At 41.8% G+C, this 21,298-nt stretch carries 11 protein-coding genes and 1 pseudogene; 4 read left to right on the forward strand and 8 right to left on the reverse strand.

The features are described from left to right. Positions 1 to 58 precede the first annotated feature (58 nt). Positions 59 to 1,177 carry an NAD(P)/FAD-dependent oxidoreductase gene (locus NJ959_RS08490; protein ID WP_254011327.1) on the forward strand — a complete coding sequence of 373 codons (1,119 nt, stop codon included), beginning with the start codon at positions 59 to 61 and terminating at the stop codon, positions 1,175 to 1,177. 102 nt (positions 1,178 to 1,279) lie between these two features. On the opposite strand, the gene NJ959_RS08495 is transcribed toward NJ959_RS08490, so the two are convergent. Beyond that, positions 1,280 to 1,903 (reverse strand): PIN domain-containing protein, encoded by a 624-nt coding sequence (locus tag NJ959_RS08495; RefSeq protein WP_309242576.1) that lies wholly within the window; start codon positions 1,901 to 1,903, stop codon positions 1,280 to 1,282. Continuing rightward, a complete protein-coding gene (locus tag NJ959_RS08500) occupies positions 1,903 to 2,394 on the reverse strand; it encodes a hypothetical protein (RefSeq protein ID WP_254011329.1) in 492 nt (163 codons plus the stop codon). Before NJ959_RS08500 ends, NJ959_RS08495 begins: the two co-directional genes overlap by 1 nt. 92 nt (positions 2,395 to 2,486) lie before the next feature. Here NJ959_RS08500 and NJ959_RS08505 point away from each other — a divergent pair, with 92 nt between their 5' ends. From NJ959_RS08505 to NJ959_RS08515, 3 genes and pseudogenes are all read left to right on the forward strand, one after another. Further along, positions 2,487 to 2,933 (forward strand): tellurite resistance TerB family protein, encoded by a 447-nt coding sequence (locus NJ959_RS08505; protein ID WP_254011330.1) that lies wholly within the window; start codon positions 2,487 to 2,489, stop codon positions 2,931 to 2,933. 437 nt (positions 2,934 to 3,370) lie between these two features. Continuing rightward, positions 3,371 to 3,865, forward strand: coding sequence for a photosystem I reaction center subunit XI (locus tag NJ959_RS08510; RefSeq protein WP_309242577.1), 495 nt, complete (start codon positions 3,371 to 3,373; stop codon positions 3,863 to 3,865). Positions 3,866 to 4,238: 373 nt separating this feature from the next. Next, a pseudogene (locus NJ959_RS08515) lies at positions 4,239 to 4,415 on the forward strand (zinc ribbon domain-containing protein); the annotation flags it as partial. 237 nt (positions 4,416 to 4,652) lie between these two features. Here NJ959_RS08515 and NJ959_RS08520 read toward each other — a convergent pair. The 6 genes from NJ959_RS08520 to lon all read right to left on the reverse strand — a co-directional run. After that, a complete protein-coding gene (locus NJ959_RS08520; RefSeq protein WP_254011331.1) occupies positions 4,653 to 5,354 on the reverse strand; it encodes a hypothetical protein in 702 nt (233 codons plus the stop codon). A 6-nt stretch (positions 5,355 to 5,360) separates the two neighbouring features. After that, complete coding sequence (locus NJ959_RS08525; RefSeq protein ID WP_254011332.1) at positions 5,361 to 15,047, reverse strand: hypothetical protein; 9,687 nt, start codon at positions 15,045 to 15,047, stop codon at positions 5,361 to 5,363. Positions 15,048 to 15,077: 30 nt separating this feature from the next. After that, entirely contained in the window at positions 15,078 to 16,982 is a 1,905-nt protein-coding gene (locus NJ959_RS08530; RefSeq protein WP_254011333.1) for a hypothetical protein, read from the reverse strand. Then, positions 16,963 to 18,456 carry a CHAT domain-containing protein gene (locus tag NJ959_RS08535; RefSeq protein WP_254011334.1) on the reverse strand — a complete coding sequence of 498 codons (1,494 nt, stop codon included), beginning with the start codon at positions 18,454 to 18,456 and terminating at the stop codon, positions 16,963 to 16,965. The genes NJ959_RS08530 and NJ959_RS08535 overlap by 20 nt, the downstream gene beginning before the upstream one ends. A gap of 76 nt (positions 18,457 to 18,532) precedes the next feature. Then, the gene (locus tag NJ959_RS08540) at positions 18,533 to 19,525 is read right to left on the reverse strand and encodes a hypothetical protein (RefSeq protein ID WP_254011335.1); all 993 of its coding nucleotides are present in this window, start codon (positions 19,523 to 19,525) and stop codon (positions 18,533 to 18,535) included. A 446-nt stretch (positions 19,526 to 19,971) separates the two neighbouring features. Further along, on the reverse strand, positions 19,972 to 21,298 hold a 1,327-nt coding region (gene lon / locus NJ959_RS08545), incomplete at its 5' end, for an endopeptidase La (RefSeq protein WP_254011336.1).

The following is a 21,298-nucleotide window of genomic DNA, read 5'->3' on the forward strand; positions in this document are numbered from 1 at the left end:
CAACAACCAACAACTAACAACCAACAACTAACAACCAACAACTAACAACCAACAATAAATGACAAATATTGTAATAATTGGATGCGGTATTATTGGTGCTGCAATCGCATACCAACTCAGCAAAATAAAAGACCTCAAAATTACTGTAATAGACACAAATCCACCCGCCCAAGGTTCCACAGGTGCAGCTTTAGGTGTATTAATGGGCGCAATTAGTCATAAAGTCAAGGGTAGGGCGTGGCAATTACGAGAGGCGAGTATGCGCCGCTATGAAACCCTAATTCCGGAATTAGAAGATATTACCGGACAAAAAATACCTTTTAATCGCCAAGGTATTTTAATGTTACGTTTTCCCGGAGAAGATTTAGCTTCATGGGAAAAATTAGTACAAATTCGTAAGTCGCAAGGTTGGGATTTGGAAATTTGGGATAGGGATAAACTGCAATCCCAATGTCCCCAATTAGATAACGATCAAATTATTGGTGCAATTTATTCTCCTGGAGATAGACAAGTAAATCCTACTATTCTTACCCAAGCCTTAGTCGCTGCGGCAAAAAACAATGGAGTAACTTTAAAATTCGGTATTAACGTCGAAGGATTTCAATCTATTCTACCCAATAATACCAATTTACAAATATGTCACAAAATTAATACAAATGAAGGTAAGTTAGAAGCAGATTGGTTAGTAATAGCTGCGGGAATTGGTTCTACTAAATTAGCAAATTTACTCTTATCATCTCATCCCAATTCAACCGAATCTATTACCATAAAACCAGTATTAGGTCAAGCTTTACAATTACAATTAGTATCAGGAATAGGCAATCCAGATTTTCAGCCAGTTATTACTGGTAATGATGTTCATATTGTACCCATCGGTGAGAATAATTATTGGGTAGGGGCAACAGTTGAATTTCCCAATGAGTTGGGTGAAGTAATAGCGGAACCGATATTATTGGAGAAAGTGAGACAAGATGCGATCGCGTTTTGTCCAGCTTTAGCTTCAGCGACAATAGTACGCACTTGGTTAGGTAAACGTCCCCGCCCAGAAGGAAGATCTGCACCAGTTATTGGTATATTACCAGGTTATAGTAATGTTTTGCTAGCTACTGGTCATTATCGGAATGGAGTACTTTTAGCACCTGCTACTGCTGAAGCGATTAGAGATGTTATTGTATAGGAGTTACAGAGATAATCAGTGGGATCGTCTAGCTGATATGGTACGGAAAAAAATTGCTGCTGGCTATATTACTCCTCTAGCCGACGTTTTACCCTCTGATAATTATTCTACATCAGAAATATTTTTATTTCCCAACCAACCAAGTAAATTTTTAGTATTAGTAAAATATTTGATAATACCTAATTGTTTTAAACTATCTTGAACCTCTACCTTGCCAAACTCTTTATAATTTCCAGATAATAACACTTTTATTTGGGTAGGATGACGTTGTGCATGATCGAGAATACACTGTAAAATTAGATTATCTCTAAGCTGTTTTTCTTCCTTTAAAATTGGATCTGTTAAAGTTGCTGTCAAACTATTTAATGGCAGATCGATTGACGTAACTTTAGTCCTAACTAACGTAATAGCATCTAAAAATTGCCCTTCAAATTCATTGAATAATTGGTCACAAGCCAGACGAGCTTTTTCTAAATCATTGACTAACGATCCCAAAGATGAACTGAGATTGCGCTTGCTTTCACTGATTTCATTGTTAATATTTTGCTGAAAAGTCTTTCGCCTTTTTTGTTCATTTTGGAATGCAACTATGGCTTCCATGTAGCAAATACTAGGAATCATCAAACAAATATCTGATGGTGGATTGATTAAGAATTCTGGCGCGGCTTCATCTTGTCCTTTAGCGATCGCCATAATTAAATTAGTTTCAACGTAAATAATCAACACTATATCATCACCTCTACTACATCAGTTTCTTCCTCCGTCGTACCATCGGCTAGTTTTTCTAATAACCCAATGCTTTTTATTTCTTCTAAAAATGGTGGATGCTGAGAATGCCAGTGATAGGCTAAATCGCGCAACCAAGCCTCCACAAGGCTAGTAAAGTAAGTATGAAAGATTCTTTTGTTAGTAAATTCTGGTTCGTATCGACTCAAGACATCGGCTGTGTTAAATACAGAGATAGGTTGTTGCCAATTATCGCGACTCCATTTAAAAATAGTAATTTGTGCCAGATTAACCAGCATAGCAAAGGGGATACTGCCATTGGCTTGCTCTAGGGAATCTGTAATTTGTCTGCTAACTTGCGGCTCGATTGTGCGAACACCAACATCAACCAATAAAACTGGATTGCCATTTTTGTCTCTGGCTACTATGTCGGGATAAATGAACAATCGTAAAACTTGAGAATTGATATTATTTTCCAGATTTGTTGCCATTTGTCTATCCTCCAAATTATGGGCTGGAATGATTGTAAATCTGATTGTGCTAGCTTAGTTTTGAGCAATTTATATTTTCAGGAGCTGAAAAAATGGGACTATTTGACAAAATCGGTGGCATACGCAAGCCAAGCGAGGTAACTCTAGGTCCAGCAGAAGCATTCGCTGCGATTGCATTACTAGCCATTGCTGCTGACGGTTATGCTGCTGATGCTGAGATTCAGGGCATCATGACTTCTTTATCTCGGATGCAGCTCTTCCGGAGTTATCCCGGCGATGTAATGCGCAAAATGTTCGATCGCCTCCAGGGTATCATCCAAAGGCAAGGTGCTGAAGGTTTATTCAATGCGGCGGTAGTTGCCCTACCTGACGAATTGCGAGAAACAGTTTTTGCTGTGACGACTGACTTGATTTTAGCCGATGGGGAAGTTACCCAGGAGGAAGAAAAACTTTTGAACGATTTATGTCGGGCTTTGGAGATAACAGAGCAAACCGCTCTCAAAATTATCGACGTGATGTTGATTAAGAATCGAGGTTAATAAATTCCCATTGTTCGATACCATCACAGGCAAAGCTACACCAAAATACCCCGCGTTTTAACCGGAGAATTTAGGCGTAGCCTTGCTCGTGAATTATAAAGGTTAACGATTGCGTCAACGGTAAGCGCGATCGCGTTGCGCTGCGGCAAGGAGTGAGCCTTCTTTAGGCATCGCCTTCTACATAGAGAAAGAAGAGACCCATGGAAGCAAACGCGCAGATCACGAGTAGGGGGATCATAACTGCGGGTAAAAATGAAGCTGCGAATGCGCCTGTCATAATTTCTAGTTAATTTCTAAACAAAGGGTACAAAACGGATATTACTGCGAACTCTGACCCAGGATTGAGGATGTAAAGAATCTTAACAAAGAAAGAGCGGAAATCAATTTACATTAAGCTAAATACAGAGTTCATCCTATTTGAGAAGAGGTTAATAACAATGGCAATGGACGTGGTTCATCATGCTGGAGATCCGCTAGTTGGGGATCTCGCCACCCCAGTCAACTCCTCACCCTTTGTAAAGGCTTTCATCAACGGTTTACCAGCCTATCGCTCAGGACTGTCGGTTTATCGCCGAGGTTTAGAAGTAGGTATGGCTCATGGCTATTTCCTATACGGTCCTTTCGCCGTACTAGGTCCTCTGCGGATGACAGACTATGGCGCTACCGCTGGATTGCTAGCCTCTGTTGGCTTAGTGATTGTTCTGACAGTAGCTTTATCCCTCCACGGTGCTGCACGCAAGGGCAACCCCTCAGCCTGCGCTACCGTACCCGTTGCACCAGCAGAATTTGGTACTAAGGAAGGCTGGGCTGAATTTGCCAGTGGTTTCTTTGTTGGTGGATGCAGCGGCGCTTTCTTTGCCTATCTTCTTTGTCTGACTCCCCACGTCGTACCACTGCAAAGTGTTATTAATGGCGTTTGGTCAGTTCACTAAGAGTTGAAAGGTGAGATCGAGGACTTACGCAAAGTCTCTATCTGTAGGGTGTGTTAGCGTAGCGTAACGCACCATAGCAACTACAACTAGTACTCCTGCGTAAGCCCAGATCGATTCCGATTCTCTCAAAAAATATCGGAGAAGCTGAAAACCCCTGGTTTCTAACCAGGGGATGAAAGCGATATCCGGGCTAAAGCCCGACGTATCCGATTGTTCAAGTTTAAGGGTATCAATCCATTCCTCAATTAATGCGGTTATCGTTTTATCTTTCTGTATAGCACTACCAACACACGTTAGGACGTTGTTTCAACTTCAATCCTGAATTAAGAACAACGTAGTTTGAGAATATGTCCTAATCTTAATGCGTAGCGCTATATTTGTGGAAGATATTGATTTCCGAGTATGGGCAAAGGGTATGTTTGCCAAGCATACTTTAGATGCAGGTTTTGGTCAGCTTGTTTCCATCCCGAGTTGGGTATGTTGGAAACGTGGCGTTTATTTTGGCAAAGTAAATCAGGATTATACTTCTCAGGTATGTCCACAATGCGATTATAGTGCTTTTTAATTGGGTGCGATCGCAGTACTACCTCACCCTGATGGACAGTCTCTGAAAGTATAGCAACTGCCAGGGCGGTTAAGTCATTGATCAGAGTCGAAATACACTGACAAAGTGACCAAAAATGCACTAAGCGCCTTGGCGACTGCTATAACACAAAGGCGGCTATCCCGAAGATTTCAACTATCTGTATTCAACCAAGTGGCTTTCCCGCTATAAGCCAACTTGATTCTACTTAACTAGAACAAACCCTGCCAGACATAGCCACAAAATAAATAACACTATCATCGCATTCCGCATTCTTCGCATTCGTTTTTCCTGGTGGCGACTATCTCTTTGTACTTGACTGATTTTTTGATTAATATCTTCTCGATCTTCTCGTACTTGGCTGAATTCTACTTCAATATCTTCTTGGGTCTTGCTGATTTCTTTGTCAATATCTTTTTTAACTTGGCTGAATTCTCTATCGACATCAGTGCCTATTTTGCTGATTTCACTTCGGAACTCATTTATAATATTATTTATATCCCTTAACCCAGACTGACACTCCTCTAATAGAGGCAGTTTTTCTACCAGAGTTTGATCTAATCGATCGCTCCGATCTTGATGACTATTTAATTCTTGTTCAACTTTTCCAAATCGATCGTGAATATTTTCAGTTTCAAATTGATTTGTCTCTCTTAGTTTAGCAAAACTCTGCTCAAAATTTGTCTGAGATTGCTGAATCAGCTTGATTATCTCATTCGATTCTGCATTAAATCGTGAGACTTCTGAGACATATTCCTTAAGTTTTTTGTAGGTTGCAGCAAGATCTTGAAACTGAATTTGGATCTCTTCTAATTCTACCAAAACTCTATCTGCGTTAGCAAAACGGTTTGTTAGTTCTTTTAGCTCTCGATCTATGCGATCAAAATCCATTGTCAGATTGTCCATGACTACTTAATCCCCTAAAATATGGTGAATTTTGTGGAAATGATCTTTCAATTTTTTAGTTTTTTCTTGAAGTGAAACACATTTGTTGGTCAAATCTTCTAAATACTCAATTCGATCCTTCATCCAGCTTTGCCAATCAGCCTCTACTTGGATTTGTGGAAAGAGTTCGTACAGGGGATAAACATCTCCTAAATCTCTAGAGTAATCATCCAATTTTTCATTATAAATTAGAGGTTCTAGCAGCATGATATCAAATTCCTGAATGTCTATTTGTTTCAAAATATCCTGTAGTTCGTTTGTGTGATGATTTGGCAACTCTTTCATCCTAGATTTAGGATGTAAACTGAGATAAAGATCGATCAGTTTCTTTGTAATCAAAGCATGACTATCAAATTCTGCAATGGTGGATAATTCACCTAATGCCGCAGATAAGCTGTTGGCAATGGGTAGAAGTTCTGGATCTGATCTCATCTCCACAGCATTGCAGAATTGTCGTATCGCATCAGGGCTGGTTTCTTTTAGAGGAGTATATAAATGTTGATCTGTCTCGAGTTGTCGCAGCCGTTGCCACAGCCCATCCCTCCGTAGTCGATTATCTTTAATATTCAACCATTGCTGATAGAGAACCTCAACATGCAGGCTACGAAGTGCCCGTATTCCTAAGTTTTGGGTTAATTTGTAAGCCTCACATTTCATCTCTTCATGCTTGTTCAGTAAGAGAATTGCCATGATAGCAAACGCTGCATTAATTTCAGGTTTATATCGGTTTTGCTTCTCCCATTGTTTCGCAGTTTTTAATTGACCTTCGGGATTTAAATTTGTCGCATTCTGCCCATAAGAGCCATAGGCATCATTGAAATAATGACAGAGTAATCGATCGATAGGATCGCTACTATTGTCAATACTTTCTAAGTTTTCAACAGCTAATAGAGATAATCTTTGCCGATCCCGCCATTTCATATATTTGGATATTTGTTCCCGACATTTGCCGGGTTCGGGAAGTTGCTTTGTCATCCAAGTAGGAAGGTCTAAATATTTTCGCTTCTTGCCAACCGGGACGACTGTAATTAAATCAGCACTCCCTTTGATGTGCGATAAAACCTCAACGGGAACTGTATCACCTAATGCTAAGGGTTGGCGATCGTAGATTTCACAGTCTAAGATGACCTGAGTAGTTAACGATTCCACTAAATATCGCTCCTTGTTCCGATCGTTAGTTTCAACTTTTTTAACTACTTTCACGAATAGTTCTTGACCAACTGTCAGTTTCTTGGATTCAGTATTCACATCTGGTAATTCGAGTATAGAAATAATAGAAATCTTGCCAACCTGATTCTTTCGGGTGATGAACTTACGTCTGACCTTGAATGCGCCCTTTGAGTTAAACACATCGCGGAATTCTGCCACCGATAGGACTGTCCAAGCAGCCTCCTGAATTGGTAACCAGTGCAGGGTTTTTGTCTCAATCGATTGGCAAATTAACCCAACTTCTCCTTCGCCATCCTTTGGCAGGAGAATGTCTAATGATTCGACAAATAAGTCTTTATTTTCAGAGTCATCGCTGAATCCCACCTTAATTTCGCCGTTTTGCTCTCGACGCAGCCACAGAGAAACCTGAGCTTGTTTAAGCTGTGCCGCAGCCGTAGTGTAAAGGAATTTATCTATTCCAGGAATAATCTGTCGCATGGGCAGGGTAATTAACCCACTGCCACATCGCAACATTGCCGTGTATCCGTCAGGTAAGATATCAACAAAACGGGCAAGGCTGATACAGCCAGTCAGGATTAGCGCCGCGTCCTGCTGATGTCGCATCGAGAAGAATAATCGGTGCTGATTTTCAGTTTTGTGTAGTCCTTCAACTGTGACTGGTAAAGCACCACCCGCAGCACTAATCCAATATTTTAGCTGTTCTGAGTTAAGGTAAAGTTTTGGCGCTCCCTCACGAATTAAGGAACCAGTAATTAGGTGATTTTTCCAGGCATCTGCTTCTACTTTGTCTAGTTCAGGTGTCATTGTCTCAAAACCTAACACGACGATCTGGTCCTTATCGTTAATGCCGAGAAACACAACATCATCGCGTTTAGGATTGCGTTTATGGTGACCCATAGCAATCCCCTTTAGATCATTTTCAGGAGTGAGGATTGCCATCTGCCAGTTGGGATTTGGAGCCGCGAAGGGCAATTTGAGCTTAAATTCTCCGCGACAAAGAGTGATTTCTCCTTGCTTTTCATCTACAGCCTCAACTGGCAAGAAGCAGGAGTTTGAACCTAGGGCATTCCGAACACCTGGAATCCAGTTTTTCAGGGCTATTCGCTCGATGGTCAGCATATCAGTTGAGACAAGTTCAAGCTCAACCCAATCCCCTGGTGCAAACCCCTGCCAGTGCATCAAGTCAGCAAGGGATTTAGCTTTGTTATTTACACCAGAAGGCCAGACAATCAGTTGGACGGGTATCTCAACCAAGCGTCCAGGCGCTAACTCAATCCACAAACTATACTCCAGAGATTGAGAACGCCCTGCGACAAATTTGGAAATCCCTGCTATTGGATAGCAATGCGATCGCCCCGGTTGTTTGAGTGCGTAAATTAACTCCTCAACTGGGAACCCAAATCTCCGAAACTCGGATTGGGTGTACCGAAGTCTCAGTTTGCCTTCAAACGATTGGAAGAAAATGGGACCGGTCCAAACGTTGTGTTTTTTAAGCTTCTCAACCTCAAATTTTTGCGTGTCTGACACCCAAGTAAAAGTTTCATTGTCATGATAACGCCATGATTCAGCATTGGCTCGCTTGATGATTTGCTGTACTGATTCGTCTCCAAACGAGAGCAAATGCCAGGGGATGCTGGGATTGTTTGAATCTATTGGTTCCGAATTCAACGGCACATACTGCACGGTTAGGCTGTTGTCTATTTTGATTAGGCGACCACAAGGGAAGCTGTCAGAAGGTGGTGCAATTCGGTACTTTCCCTTTGCATCTTTCCCCAAGCACGCGATCTTGGGATGCTGCGTTGCCATCAAATTGGTCATGGCTTCGGATCTCAGAATATTGTCCCACCGATCGTTCCCATAGCCACCAGGACGGGCAATAATATTGGGTAGACCCCCGATCGAAAAGCCCTCTTTACGTGTCCAATCTTCTGGATTAGTCCGTTTTGTGTCGCATGTGTCGTTTGTCGGTAACATGACCGCAGGTCGAATGCTTTCTGAGACATACTGAGCATTTCCAAACGCAGCACGGGTAATACTCAACTTCCCATCAGATGCCTCAATGCGAACTATCGTACCTCGTGGTAGGTCAGGGGAGCGAGATTGAATCTGATATGCTTGCAGGCGAACGAAGATTCCAGGCTTATATTCGATTTGCACCACACCCCGATCTTCTGCGATCGCAATTGTTGCTAACAGTCCTGCTTTGCCAAGGTTTGAGACGAATCCGATTAGTGCCGATGCTTTTCGAGATGGAACGCTATCACCTTCTATCAGCAACCGTGAAGTGATTCTTTGCTCATTATTTTGAGTTAGTTGGATCAGTAGACGATCGTCTTGAAAGTAGTTTTGTCCTTTTTCTTCATAAACCTGTTTGAGAAGGTTTTCCCGGACTGAGAAACTTCGTCGTAGCAACAGTAGGCTTTTTGCATCTTTGCCAACATCTTCTGGATCGAATCCTTTTGGTGGCTTGAGAGTCAGCCCCATGTCATTTTTCAACAACTTGATTTGACCTGCACTGAGAAAAACCAGGTCTTTATCGAGCAGGCACGAACCTTTTGAAGACTCTGCAAACGATAATCTTACATGCTCGAAGTAGATGTCTTTACCGTAGCTCCTTTTAAAGCGCTCTTTATCTAAGCGCCCAAAAATCACAGGATCTGATTCTCCATCTTCTTCCCATTTTTTCTGTCTATCAGACAGTCTGGCTTGGCTTTCTGGGGTGAGATATGCCTTGAACCTCTTGGGTTCAAATTTTCGCTGTTGCGCGACGATCGCATTTTCGTTAAATCCATCAATATAGGAAATTTCCAGATCCTTGCTCTGAGGTTTGAGGTGCAGCAAGTGAACAATTTGATAGCGACTACTTTGATAGTAAATTTGTCGTGCTTCAGACCACTGAAGATGAATACCCTTAATATTGAGGACATCCTGGGTAGTTTGGTCATTTTCACTATTCTCAAGTTCTCTTGTTTTGAATGATATGACCTTGATCAGGTCGCCATGAAATAGGAAAAATTGTGCTTTACTAAATGAGCTATCATCAAATTCCAGTTGACTTTCAGGAATCAGTAAAGTTTCCCCATATCCCATCTCAAAACGGTGATGAAGTTCTGCGTACTGCTCACCAGTTAATTCATTAGCTTCTTCAGCTCCTACATAGTAAAGACGAGTATCTTTGTCTTTGAGCAAAAATACATCGGTATTTAATGGAGATGCTTCACAGTAATCGACTCTAAATTCTGCAAGCGTGAGAGGTGGTACTAGGCGGCAGGAAGCCCAGACTCGCCGCTGTTCCATAAATAAACAAATCCTAGCCTCGTCAGCATAATCACCTCCCATAACAAATTTGCCACGCTCCGGCGCAAGTGGCACCCACAGCGTCCAATTCTTCCCAGAAGAGTCTTCTGGAACTTGGATCTCATTGTCTCCGCCTTTTGACAACCAAAATCCGAGTTCACCTCTATTTTTTGCAAAGGTGGATCTTAGCGGTACGGGTGATTTTCGCAGATAGTCTTCCAGTCTCAGCTTCCATATATCGGCGTTACTCTTTGTGTCCTGTTGCTTAATGTCACGAATCTGGCGCAAATTAAATCGTCTTCGCAACACACATTTTTGATCTTCTCGTTGGGTTAGAACTAATTCAATTGTTTGAACAGTAACCTTTTCATTGCCTATCCATTCTCTACAATTACCGATCAAAAGTTGTTCGTTGAGCTTCAATACTGCACGTCGGTACTGGGATCGTGGTTCATCAAAAGAATATCTGTGGCGGGCAGTATTGCTTGTACAGTTGTCTTCCCAGATGCTATTTTCGTTAAACCTCAGTTCTTTAGATTTGATTTCTTTGCCCACCGCGAGGTGAGAAGTTTCTTTGGGTTGATGGGGTAAGCAAATTAATTGACCAGGAGATGACTTTGACTCCGCAATTTCCCAATCATTTCCGTCACGAGCTGGTACTAGCCCAAGGTAGTATAGCTCGTCTAATTTTCCACTCTGCCACGGTTTTAGTGACCAAAGCGCCCTAGCTCGAATGTTGGGTTTCTCAATATGAAAAATCAACTCTCCATGATGCTGTTGTCCAACAATCTTGTATCCTTGACCGATGCTAAGTGTAGCCAGGTTATCAATTTGCAAACCTTGCTCCTCGATCGCGCCTTGGCTCACTTGCCAAACCACTTGGCACTGTGTCCCGTCTGTTCCTGACTTTGGTACTTGCGTTATGATGCCAACGCATTGATAATTTTGGATCGCATCTGGAGGAATGGTGATGTTTTTTATGTCTGGACGAGTTTGAATTTCAAACCATTCAATCCAAAAAATCTCTGCTTCTCGGTTTTCACCCATTAAAGGTCTTTCCTGATGTTTTAAGGGAAGCATTGTGAGGGATTCAGCTTGCACCCAAACTCGGATATTTTCATTTGTAAGACATGGTATAAAGCCGTCACCTTCAGGATCGATCCATCCCAGATGTCGCGAAAGTTTTACACGATCTCCTGCTTCCATGTAAAGTTTATTAGGTAAGTTAAGCCAGCGATTAATAAAATCTGCCCAGTCTTGCTTGAGAGGTTTAATTTTGTGAAATGGAGTTGTTTCACCTTCGACACAAGCTTTTCGCCATTGGATTTCTTTCCACTGAATTATGTCTATATCCGCATCTTTTTGGGTTGCAGAAGGGCTTATATTCTTCCAAGACACCGCCACTTGATCGGGATAGCCCGGTATCACCACATTTTCCGGCAGGTGGAAAAACCAGTTGCCATAATTATCTTTTTTGGCAATCAAACGTTCATCAGATCGATCGAACAGTTCGCGCCACCGAATATTCCGATCGTCAAAGGGAACGCTTAAATCTGGGTAAAATTCATCGATTTCAGTAGGATTGATGACATTAGTGACTAGCCTTAACCCCACCCGACCTGATTCAAAGTCTGGAGTAACTGAGATGAGCAATCCCATTGACCCGTTTCTGCTGTTTTGATAGTTTGCGATCGCGTCTGCTAAGATTGCCGCATCATCACCCAAAAAACGATGCTGTTCGATTAGATAGTTTTTGCCAGGTTGATGAGAAAAGCGCCATACCGTCTCGCCAAATTGACCGATTTTTTCCTCGATTATGGTCAAAACAGCAATATTATTGTTCTTCTTGGAATAGAATACCTCGGAAAGTAAATCGCTGAAATCAAGGTCGAGTGGTTCCCATTCCTCCCCATCGTTTAGCTTGGCTAATTTCGCAAAAACTTTATAATTTAACGGTTGGGACTGTTGACAAAAGTTACGAGAAATATCGGCATCCCACAGACGTAACAAACGTGGATTGTGCTCCACCTTGTCAGTAATCTGCTGTGTCTCCTTACCAAGTTGGCGCTGTAAAGACCAAGTACGCCGACCATGCTGCCAATGTTCCTCAACGACGATATTATTAATGTCTCCTGGCAGAGATCTGTGAGCTAAACCTTTGATTGAATGCTTATGTGATACCTGCCACTGTAGTTTATCTTCCTCCTTGAACTGCCGAATAGGAAGCTTAACGCGATCCCCAGATTGCAAAAACAAGCACTTATCAGATGAGTGAGTTAGCAAGAACTCAAACCCACAATCAAAGGTATATTTCCATTCGCCTTTTTCTATCTCAGCAACATCAACCACCACAGCTAGAACATTTAAGGGGGGATCGCTTTCATGATTCAGAGTCCGAATTTCAGCAGGAATTTTTTTAAATAAGTTCTCGACTCCTGCGGTATCAAAATCTTCATAGAAGACTGTTGCTGTGAAACGATTGGGATTATAATTGATCGCCTTGATTGCTAAGTCTGCGAGCGCCTGTTCACTAGAAGGAAAGACAAGCAGCTTCTGGTCATTGCGGAGTTCTACATTGAGGGTTTTAGATCGAATCGTCGTACTATTTTGTCTTGCCAATGATCTGCGATGCAAATTTTCCAAGTCAAGGCCAAGTTCACTAAAATTGTCAGCATTTTCGCGAATATTGCTGAGATAGAGAAGTTTCGTGACCCATTCTTTGAATAGTTCAGTATGCTGTAATTTTTGGTATGTTTCTCGTGGAATTTGAGCTTTTATTTCTTGACTCAGAGGATCGCGTTCATCATTAATTTCCTGGCTCAAGTGTGTATATTTTTCCAGACGATTGCATATCATTGGTAAAAGTGCTTTCTGTAATTCCCAACGAGCATCCCCCGTTTCTTTAAATGTTCTACCATCTGCTGCGGTGGGATACACTCGTTCAAGCATATTTTTGAGTTCGTAAATACTTCCATATTCGAGTAGCACAGAGGCAAGCAGGATTTGTTCTTCAGATCTGTTTTCTAGAATGGGGCTGTCTAAAAATTCCAGCAACCGCAAGCGGATGAATCGATTTAGGTTGTCCTTTTTTCCCACACTATTTAGGTAATCCTTCCAATTAGAAAACTTTTGCTCTAATACTTCTGGAGCGATCTTGTAATCAAGGAGGTGATTCCCGATTGCATCTAACAACTCTAATGTGTAAACCAGGCGATTCGATGAAATTTTACTGGGATCACTTCCCCAATCAACACAATCATCATCCCATTGCGCTCCCATCCATTCATTTGGATGTAACCGTTTTGTGAGAAGAAGTTTGCGATAGTCCACTTCCCAGCGGGTTTTGTTTTTGGATCGTTCGATTGTCCAGTTCAAACGATCATCTAAGCTAGGTGAGTAATTAGGACATAAAAAACGAGTAACTAAGGCTGCTTTCTGTTGCTCCGGGAAATTGTGACGAAGTTCTTTAATATCATGGTGAGCAATGTGGTAACCGTAAACATCAGGAATTAAGTTTAACCAGCGCCCTGATAGTTTGGGGCTGACTACACTAGTGTAAGCATCCAATATCCAGGAAATCAGCACTTCGGGGAGAACTCTATTTAGAAATAGAGATTCTTCCTTGTTGATGTTGGTATTTTCTTCCTGAAGAGATTGTCCCCGCTCGCAGATTTTAACAAAAATTTCTGGATTGATCGACTCAAACTTTCCAGTACCTGCAAGCTTAATTTGCCGCTGAGTAAAGCGAAATAGCCCCATTAAAGCAGTAGAAAGCTGAGGTGCTTCTCCCTTGTTGTAACGCCTCTCAACTGTGGCGATCGCATCTGAAGCATGAGCCAGCAATCGGGCAGCAAATTCAACCTGATCGAAATTGTCCCGTGCTAATTTTTGCAGCAGCCTGATAGCGACAAATACACTGCCCATAAGGTGAATGAGTAGCGCTGGCTCATCAGCCCTGGGATATAGATTATTCGGGTTTTGAGTTCTTGCAATCCATGGAGAAAAGAAGATCCATGTATATTTATTATTAAAATTGAATCTTGTTCCATTGTTTACTTTTAACGTAATTTTTTTCGGTATCCACCGCAGATCAAAAAGAGATTTAAACTGATCTTCTACCTTTATTGATATATCCATTTTCGGACAATTCACATTGAGATAGTTTGGCAAGCTAGTTGGTGGATGCCAAAATTTGACTAGTTCCTCAGCCGTAGTTGCCCCATCAATCTGTGCGGCAATTTCCCATAAAGCAATCTGCCAGTATAAAATTGGCAACCCTTCAGTTCGATTGGGAGTTTTTTTAATACCGACTCGACGGAATAAACCATCTAGATTCTCGCTATCTTGATTGGGATATTCTCCTATCAAATTACGCAATTCCCTCAAAGTCAACGATTCCTGAATGATACGCTCACACTGGCTAGTAGCTGTATCTCTTGTATTTGACTCTCTGAATAAAACAATAGCGTAAGTCTGCAAAAGATCGGGTTCAGCTTGCGCCGCAACAGACGCTTCTTTTGCCATTAAAGACCGTAGCCTATCTGGATATTCTAACAATGTTAGCGAAACAATTAATGCCGCAAGCCGAAATGCCATACGACCAAACTGATACTCTAGTGCCTCTTGAAGGAACTCCCAAATATGTGAATAGGTTTCATCCTGCTTATTAACTTCTGCAATGAGTTCATCAATTAATCTTTCATGATTTTCAAGTTGATCTGCAATAATTGCCAGGACAAGCGTTTCTGGCAAAAAATCTTTCAAGTCAAGATAGGGCGTAGTAGTCAACCGCCGTTGTGGTAAGTGTTCTCTCTCCCGAGCAAAAGTATTGGCTGCCTCCATAATTTTTGTAGAAGGCTGATTAGATAATGCTAAGTTAATCAGTTGGTGAATTGGGTTTTTTACACTTTCTGGCACAATCTCGCTTAAATCGCTTAAATCCTTAAAGTTGCGCTTAATCGTACCCTTAAGTCCAGCAGGAAGGTTTTCTCGATGCAGTAGCTTCAGTACAGCAGGCAAGGCATAGATTTGCATTCTGTCTTCTGTACGCTTTAGCTCGTTATAAGCTAAGTAGAGTAACTGAGAATCACTTTCTGGATTTTCAAGACTTTCCAGAATTGATAGAAAAGCTTCCGTGTCCGATGGGTTGGCGCTAATGCAGCAGCAAAAATACCATTCAGCAAGCATCTCTTATACCTCTAGAGAGTTAGTCAAAGATCAGTTGGAATAAATTAGATGGCGATTCCGCCGACAATCTAGGACTTGACGTTCCCTCTCCTGCCTTTTTTTGATCTCTTCCCATTCTTTGGGTGTACATAAGCCAAAAACTGCGCGTTTTTTTTGTTCCAGCAGCAATAGTTCCGTAATGTTTTTTTGATTAGGAGGAATCACAGCTAGCAGCCAGCAGATAGTAGGAGTAATGTGGCTAAATTGGGCAGATTGAAATTTATTTATTACTCGTTTAAATTTAAGTTTTGCTCGAATTGCCAGTGTAAATTTATCGGCATAGCTTTGATTAATAAAATCATCTTCTTGCTCCTTTTGATTCTGATAAAAATGATACAATACCTGAAGATCGGGCGATCTAATCGCTAGCTTTTGAAGAATCGCTTGAATTATTTGGTCACTTCGCTCCTGTTCTTTTCGCAGCAGCGCCAGAAATAAAACTTCTAATTCAATCTTATTAAGATTATATAAGTCTAGCGCGATCGCCCCAGATTTGTCAAGTGAATCTGGAGCTAAGGTATCAATGTTTATGCCATCGACCCAAGCATCCATCAGGATATCCGATAAATAACAACCAACATGAGCGGCTATGCTTAATGCAGCTCTAACTGCTTCCTCAATCTCACTATCAGCATAAACCCTAATCCATTCATAACTCCATTGAGGGAATAAATCTACAATAATTTTAAGCAATTCATAGTAGAGTTCTTTCAAACTTGTCGTGGCGATCGCTTTAATATCTAATACGACATCTCGCGCTGTGATTCCGGAATAAGTATCCTGTAATTCTTTTTCTGAATACTGCTCCTTTAAATTTCTATATAAATCAATAATATGTATGTATTTTTGTCTCTCTTTCTCTAACTTTTTTCGTTGATAACTGCGAGTCACAGCATGATACATCCATCTACAAAATGGTAATCCAGGTTTCCATTCAATATTGATAAAATTAGTACGATCAGTTTTCTGAGATGATATATTGTTGTCGAAAAACAGCCGAGGATCTAGACGCATCAACTCAATCGGGATTTCTTTAGCAATTTCTCCCAATTGGGTTTTAAGCGTTTTAACACTTCCCTCGACATCTTCATCAAGAGAACGAATAATATTAATAATAATCGCTACCGAGTTTGAATTAAATAGCTGATTGAGTAGAGTATTGCACCAATTTTTAATTTGTTCGTAAGAACTTGTATGGAGTTGTTTGGCATCAATCTCAAAGAAGAAGCCTGGTATACTTGAATCTGGAAAAGAGTTATTCTCTAAACTATTAGCTACTTCATTACTTATATCCACTACTGCGTCTATAATTTGGGCTTTCTGCCAGGGCGCACCGGGATGTCGATTTATGTCTAGTCGCATCCATTCTCGCTTTGGCAGTTTTGTAGCAGATTCATTTGCTTTTTGATTTACTTCTATCGCTTGAGATAAGGCAAACTCAACATTTTTGAAATTTTCATAGATTTCAGTTTGCTCAAAGCCAATTAATAGACCAATGAAACTGCTACGCTGTAATCCCCAGATTGTCCCTATGTCAAGAGGCATGAGTTGGAAAACTTGCTCGTCCACAAAATAAGCTGGTTTTGCTGTAGGTTGAGAAGGTATATAACTAATTGAATTTAACTTATTTTCTAAGTATCTTAGTTTTTGGCTATCGCATAACGGCGATAGTGTTTTTATAATCAACCTAAGAACTTTTTCATTTCCAGCTTGGACTAATTGATGAATTAAATTTACAAGAAAAGGATTTTCTTCTATCTCTACATAATAGTCTTCTACTCTTAAAGTGATTATTCTTAAAAATGCTCGGCGCTTCTCATTTGAATCACACAAGCGAGAAGATACAATCAATTTAACAATATTTTCTTGCTCTCGATTATCTAGTAAATCTATCATATAAATTACAGTTTAGCTTACTTTTGAGAGAGTCTAACTCAGTTGTGAAACCAGGAACGTTAGGGGCAATTTTCTGACAAAGCTTACAGAGTGCCAAAAAGTTACGACTATCGTGAAGATGAAATACTAATTGCGTGGCAAAATCACGAGGAGCAATAGCTTCCATGAACTCGATATCAGATGGCTCGAGTTGTATAGATATACATAACGATCTTCGTGACTCTAATTTATTAACTCGACCACTTCTTTGAAGAATATTTGCTAAAATATCAAGATCGGAATAATTCAAATCTTTTATTTCTTCCACTAACAACGAGTTTTCAGATCCACTTGTTGAATTTGGGTTAGAGATCGGACGTTTGAACAGATAGCCATCGGCCACACGCATAAAGATGATAGGAGTTGCAAAATCTCGCTTGCGATATTGCGTTGAACCAAGAGCGATCGCACGTCGTCCATATTGAGCAGCAATATCTACTGGATCTTCTGCTGCTAGCTGCTGATAAAAGCGAAGGGCAAACCGTTTAGCAGTGCTGTTGGTAACTTCATATTGCATTGCTACAACAACCGGGATATTTTGTTGCACAATACTAGAAGCAACTCCTACAAATGCTGGCGATGCTGACAAGATCCCTCCTTCGCAAGCTTGGAGGATTACAATACCAGGACGATGTTGATTAAACAGTTCGCTGAAATAATCTGCATCTACCCACATCGCCTCATCCAAGTCTGGGTCTACTAAGGCAATCTGACCTACTTCTCGATCGCCCTCATTTGCCAAACGTCCATGACCAATAAAGTGAAAGATGTGAGGCTTTTTCGACAAAATAGTATCAATTGCTTCAGGGTTTGCTGAATTGACGATAGGAAGCAATTCAATCCTATGTGCCTGTTCATTTGCTAGTATTTCCAAAGCTTTTTGTACTTCTTCATAAGCAACAGGCTTTAAATCTGGAGGAGCAGACACAACCAAAGCAATTCTCAATTTTTCATCATGATTTAACTGAATCGGTTGCGCCGGAATCCATTGCGCTCGACGGCGCGAAAATACCAAATCCGGCACTGTTCCCATCCAGATTGTTCCTAAGTCATCGCGTGCGGGCAAACACAAAAATTCCCAAGGAAGAGCTGCTACTTCGGGCATTCCCCGTTCGTCGATATCCAGTTCAACTCGAAGAAGTTGCTTCTCCTGTTGCACGATCTGGTAATAAAAGTTAACGAAATCTTGACGTAAGACATCATCGAACAGGACATCAAATAAGGCTTCTCCCAGTATCCGTACTTGACTCGCATCATTCAGCTTGTCTTTTTCGCTAGCAATTTCTAACAGAGGAGTAATCTCTTCCAACTTATCTTTGTACCGCAAAACTCCGGAAGGCTGTCCCAAATCTTGATGTTGAGCCTTCCACTTTTCTACCTGTACGCGATCGCGGTTAGCAACGCGAATGCGATAGGTGTAGTATGTTTTATTCATAAGTTGCTGTCTTCTAGATGGACTGACTATTTTTATAACCCGCCTTCAAGTTGGTTTCGTTCTTGTAGCAACGGTTTTAATCGCTTGTCTTGGGTAGAGTCAGCGTCCACTCTTCGGCATCACCTCGAGCCAACCGATGGGCTGCATTATTTTTTTGTCGTAGTAGCTGCTTCAATCGATCGGACAAATCTCCAAAGACATCCCGGATGTCAGCCGTGAGCCAATTGAGATCGGGTTCAGCCCATACTAGACCTTTCAGCGTAATCGATTCAGTTCCCTTCGGGACTTTAAAGACGATCGCAAATTTCGCTGTCCCGATTTTTTGCAACTCATTATCCTGAATCTTCCAGTAGCAGGTGGAATTCCCTTCACCATTCGTCAGGATTTCAGGATGCCCGAGTTCGTATCGATAGGAGGGAATAGCAATAAACGCATCTAAGTTATCTTTGCTGCCTAGATTCGCCTGTAAATCACCCGGAAGTAATTGCGACAAATCGGCTAACTGAGCGCTATCTACGCCGATATTCCACTCCAGGTTGCCATTTAATCCTACATCCATACCAACACCAAAACTCATAACCGATCGCCATTGCTGTGTCGGAAACAAGCTTTGAACGATCGGCTCGTTGCTACCTTTTGGGTTAAAATCTAGCCTGCAAGTCAATCGCCAAAATCTAGCCGCCCGTTCAGGACGCAAATCGACGGTGAGAGTGATGTAATAGAAGTCGAACTGCTCCCGCATCTGTTGCTTATATATATTATTCAATTCAGTTCCGCTATTGCTAAAGATTTCCTCGGTGAGATGAATCAACCTGTCTCTGGGATTACCAAAGCTGACCTTTGTTTTAAACAAGCTGTCAACAGCTTCTGCTCCAAAACCTAGTGCTGTTCCACCACTTAAAGTTCCCTCCCACTTTTGCACCTCTTGAAACAGGTCAGATAATAAAACGTCTGCCTCTTCCAGGTTAGGAGGGGATAGTTCATCGATCATCTTGGGCATCTCCTTGGGATTTCCTGACGGGGCGACAACTATGGCTGAAACCATTGCATAGTCTAGTGTATAGAACATTGCCTTTTCCAAAAATTGAGTCCATTTTTTGGCTTTATTGACACCCTTGGACCTATCCGAGGTGCTACAAGTCTTATGAGTTCGTTGTTTTTAGCCAGATTGAGGGTCTAATTTTTCCCGAGCTGCTCGGCTTAAAAAGCTTATCCTGTAAGACTTTCCGCCATAGTTGTCACCCCATCAGCAACTTTTCGGTATATTTTCCCTGCTCCTGGTACAAGGATTTTGTCGTATTATACCTGATTTCCTGGAAGCTTCACACCTGTCAATCCTGCTCAAAGTATTGATAGCTCAGGGTTTCTGGTTTATTCAGCAAGCCCTAGTTAAGAATCCGAGAAAAAGGAAGAAAAGTCCAGAAGCGCGGTTTCAAGCCGCTTCGTAACAACTTTTTAAGCGCTACCCTCTACTGAGCGTCAGGGGAGTACGTCAAAGTGAAAAGAAAATAGGCTCTAGCCCCCAGCCTCTTTAACTAAAGCATTGTCCAGCACCTGTTCAATGCGATCGCATAAAATAAATTCCATCAGCTCTCGCACATCCTCTGGCACATCCACTAAGTCTTTCCCATTCTGTTTAGGTAACAGTACCCGCTTAATCCCAACTCGGTGTGCCGCTAAAACCTTCTCCCGCACCCCACCAATCGGTAAAACTTCACCGCTAAGATTAATTTCCCCAGTCATAGCAGTATCTGTCCGAACAGATTGCTTAATTAATAAGGATGCGATCGCAGTTACCATCGTTACACCCGCTGAAGGTCCATCTTTGGGAATCGCACCCGCAGGTACATGGATGTGCAACCCATTATCTTTAAATGACTTGACATCTATACCCAAATATGATCCATTAGACCAAAGATAAGAGCGAGCAATTCGCGCCGACTCCTGCATCACATCACCCAACTGCCCCGTAATCGTCAAATCTTTCCCTTCAGGTAACAAAACCGCCTCCACAAAAAGCACTTCCCCACCTGCAAGAGTCCAAGCCAAACCCGTAGCCACCCCGGGTTTTGGGGCTTTGCGCATTTCATCTGGTAAGAAACGTTTCGGACCGAGAAATGCTTCAAGTTGTTCCGAATCGATTACGATTGGCTCAGTTTCCCCATTAGCATAACGGACAGCAACTTTGCGACACAAAGCACCCAATTGCTGCTCCAACTTCCGGACTCCAGCTTCCCGGGTGTAAAATGCGATCGCATTCCGTAGCGTTTCCTCTGGCAGTTGTACCGCATCTTCTGGCAATCCTGCCTTTTCAATCTGACGGGGTAACAGATATTTTTGAGCGATAGGGAGTTTTTCTTGTTCAGAATACCCAGATAATTCCAGAATTTCCAGTCTATCCAAAAGAGGTGGCGGCACGCGGGATAAGTCATTAGCCGTCCCGATAAATATAACCTGAGACAGATCGAAGTTCAAATCCAAATATAAATCCCGGAAACTATGATTTTGCTGAGGATCGAGAATTTCCAGCAACACCGAAGCCGGATCTCCCCGATAGTCCATTCCGACTTTATCCAGTTCATCCAACATAATAACTGGATTCTTCACCGCAGCCCGATGTAGCGCTTGGACAATTCTACCCGGCATAGCACCAATATAAGTCCGGCGGTGTCCCCTAAGTTCCGCTTCATCTCGCATACCACCCAAGCTAACTCGCTCAAAAGGACGACCTAAAGCACGAGCAATAGATTGGCCTAAACTAGTTTTACCCACTCCCGGCGGTCCAGCAAAGCAGATTACAGTACCAACTGTGTAAGAGTGGGGAGTAGGGAGTGGGGTGTGG

Source organism: Limnofasciculus baicalensis BBK-W-15 (assembly GCF_024178385.1).
Classification (GTDB): domain Bacteria; phylum Cyanobacteriota; class Cyanobacteriia; order Cyanobacteriales; family Coleofasciculaceae; genus Limnofasciculus; species Limnofasciculus baicalensis.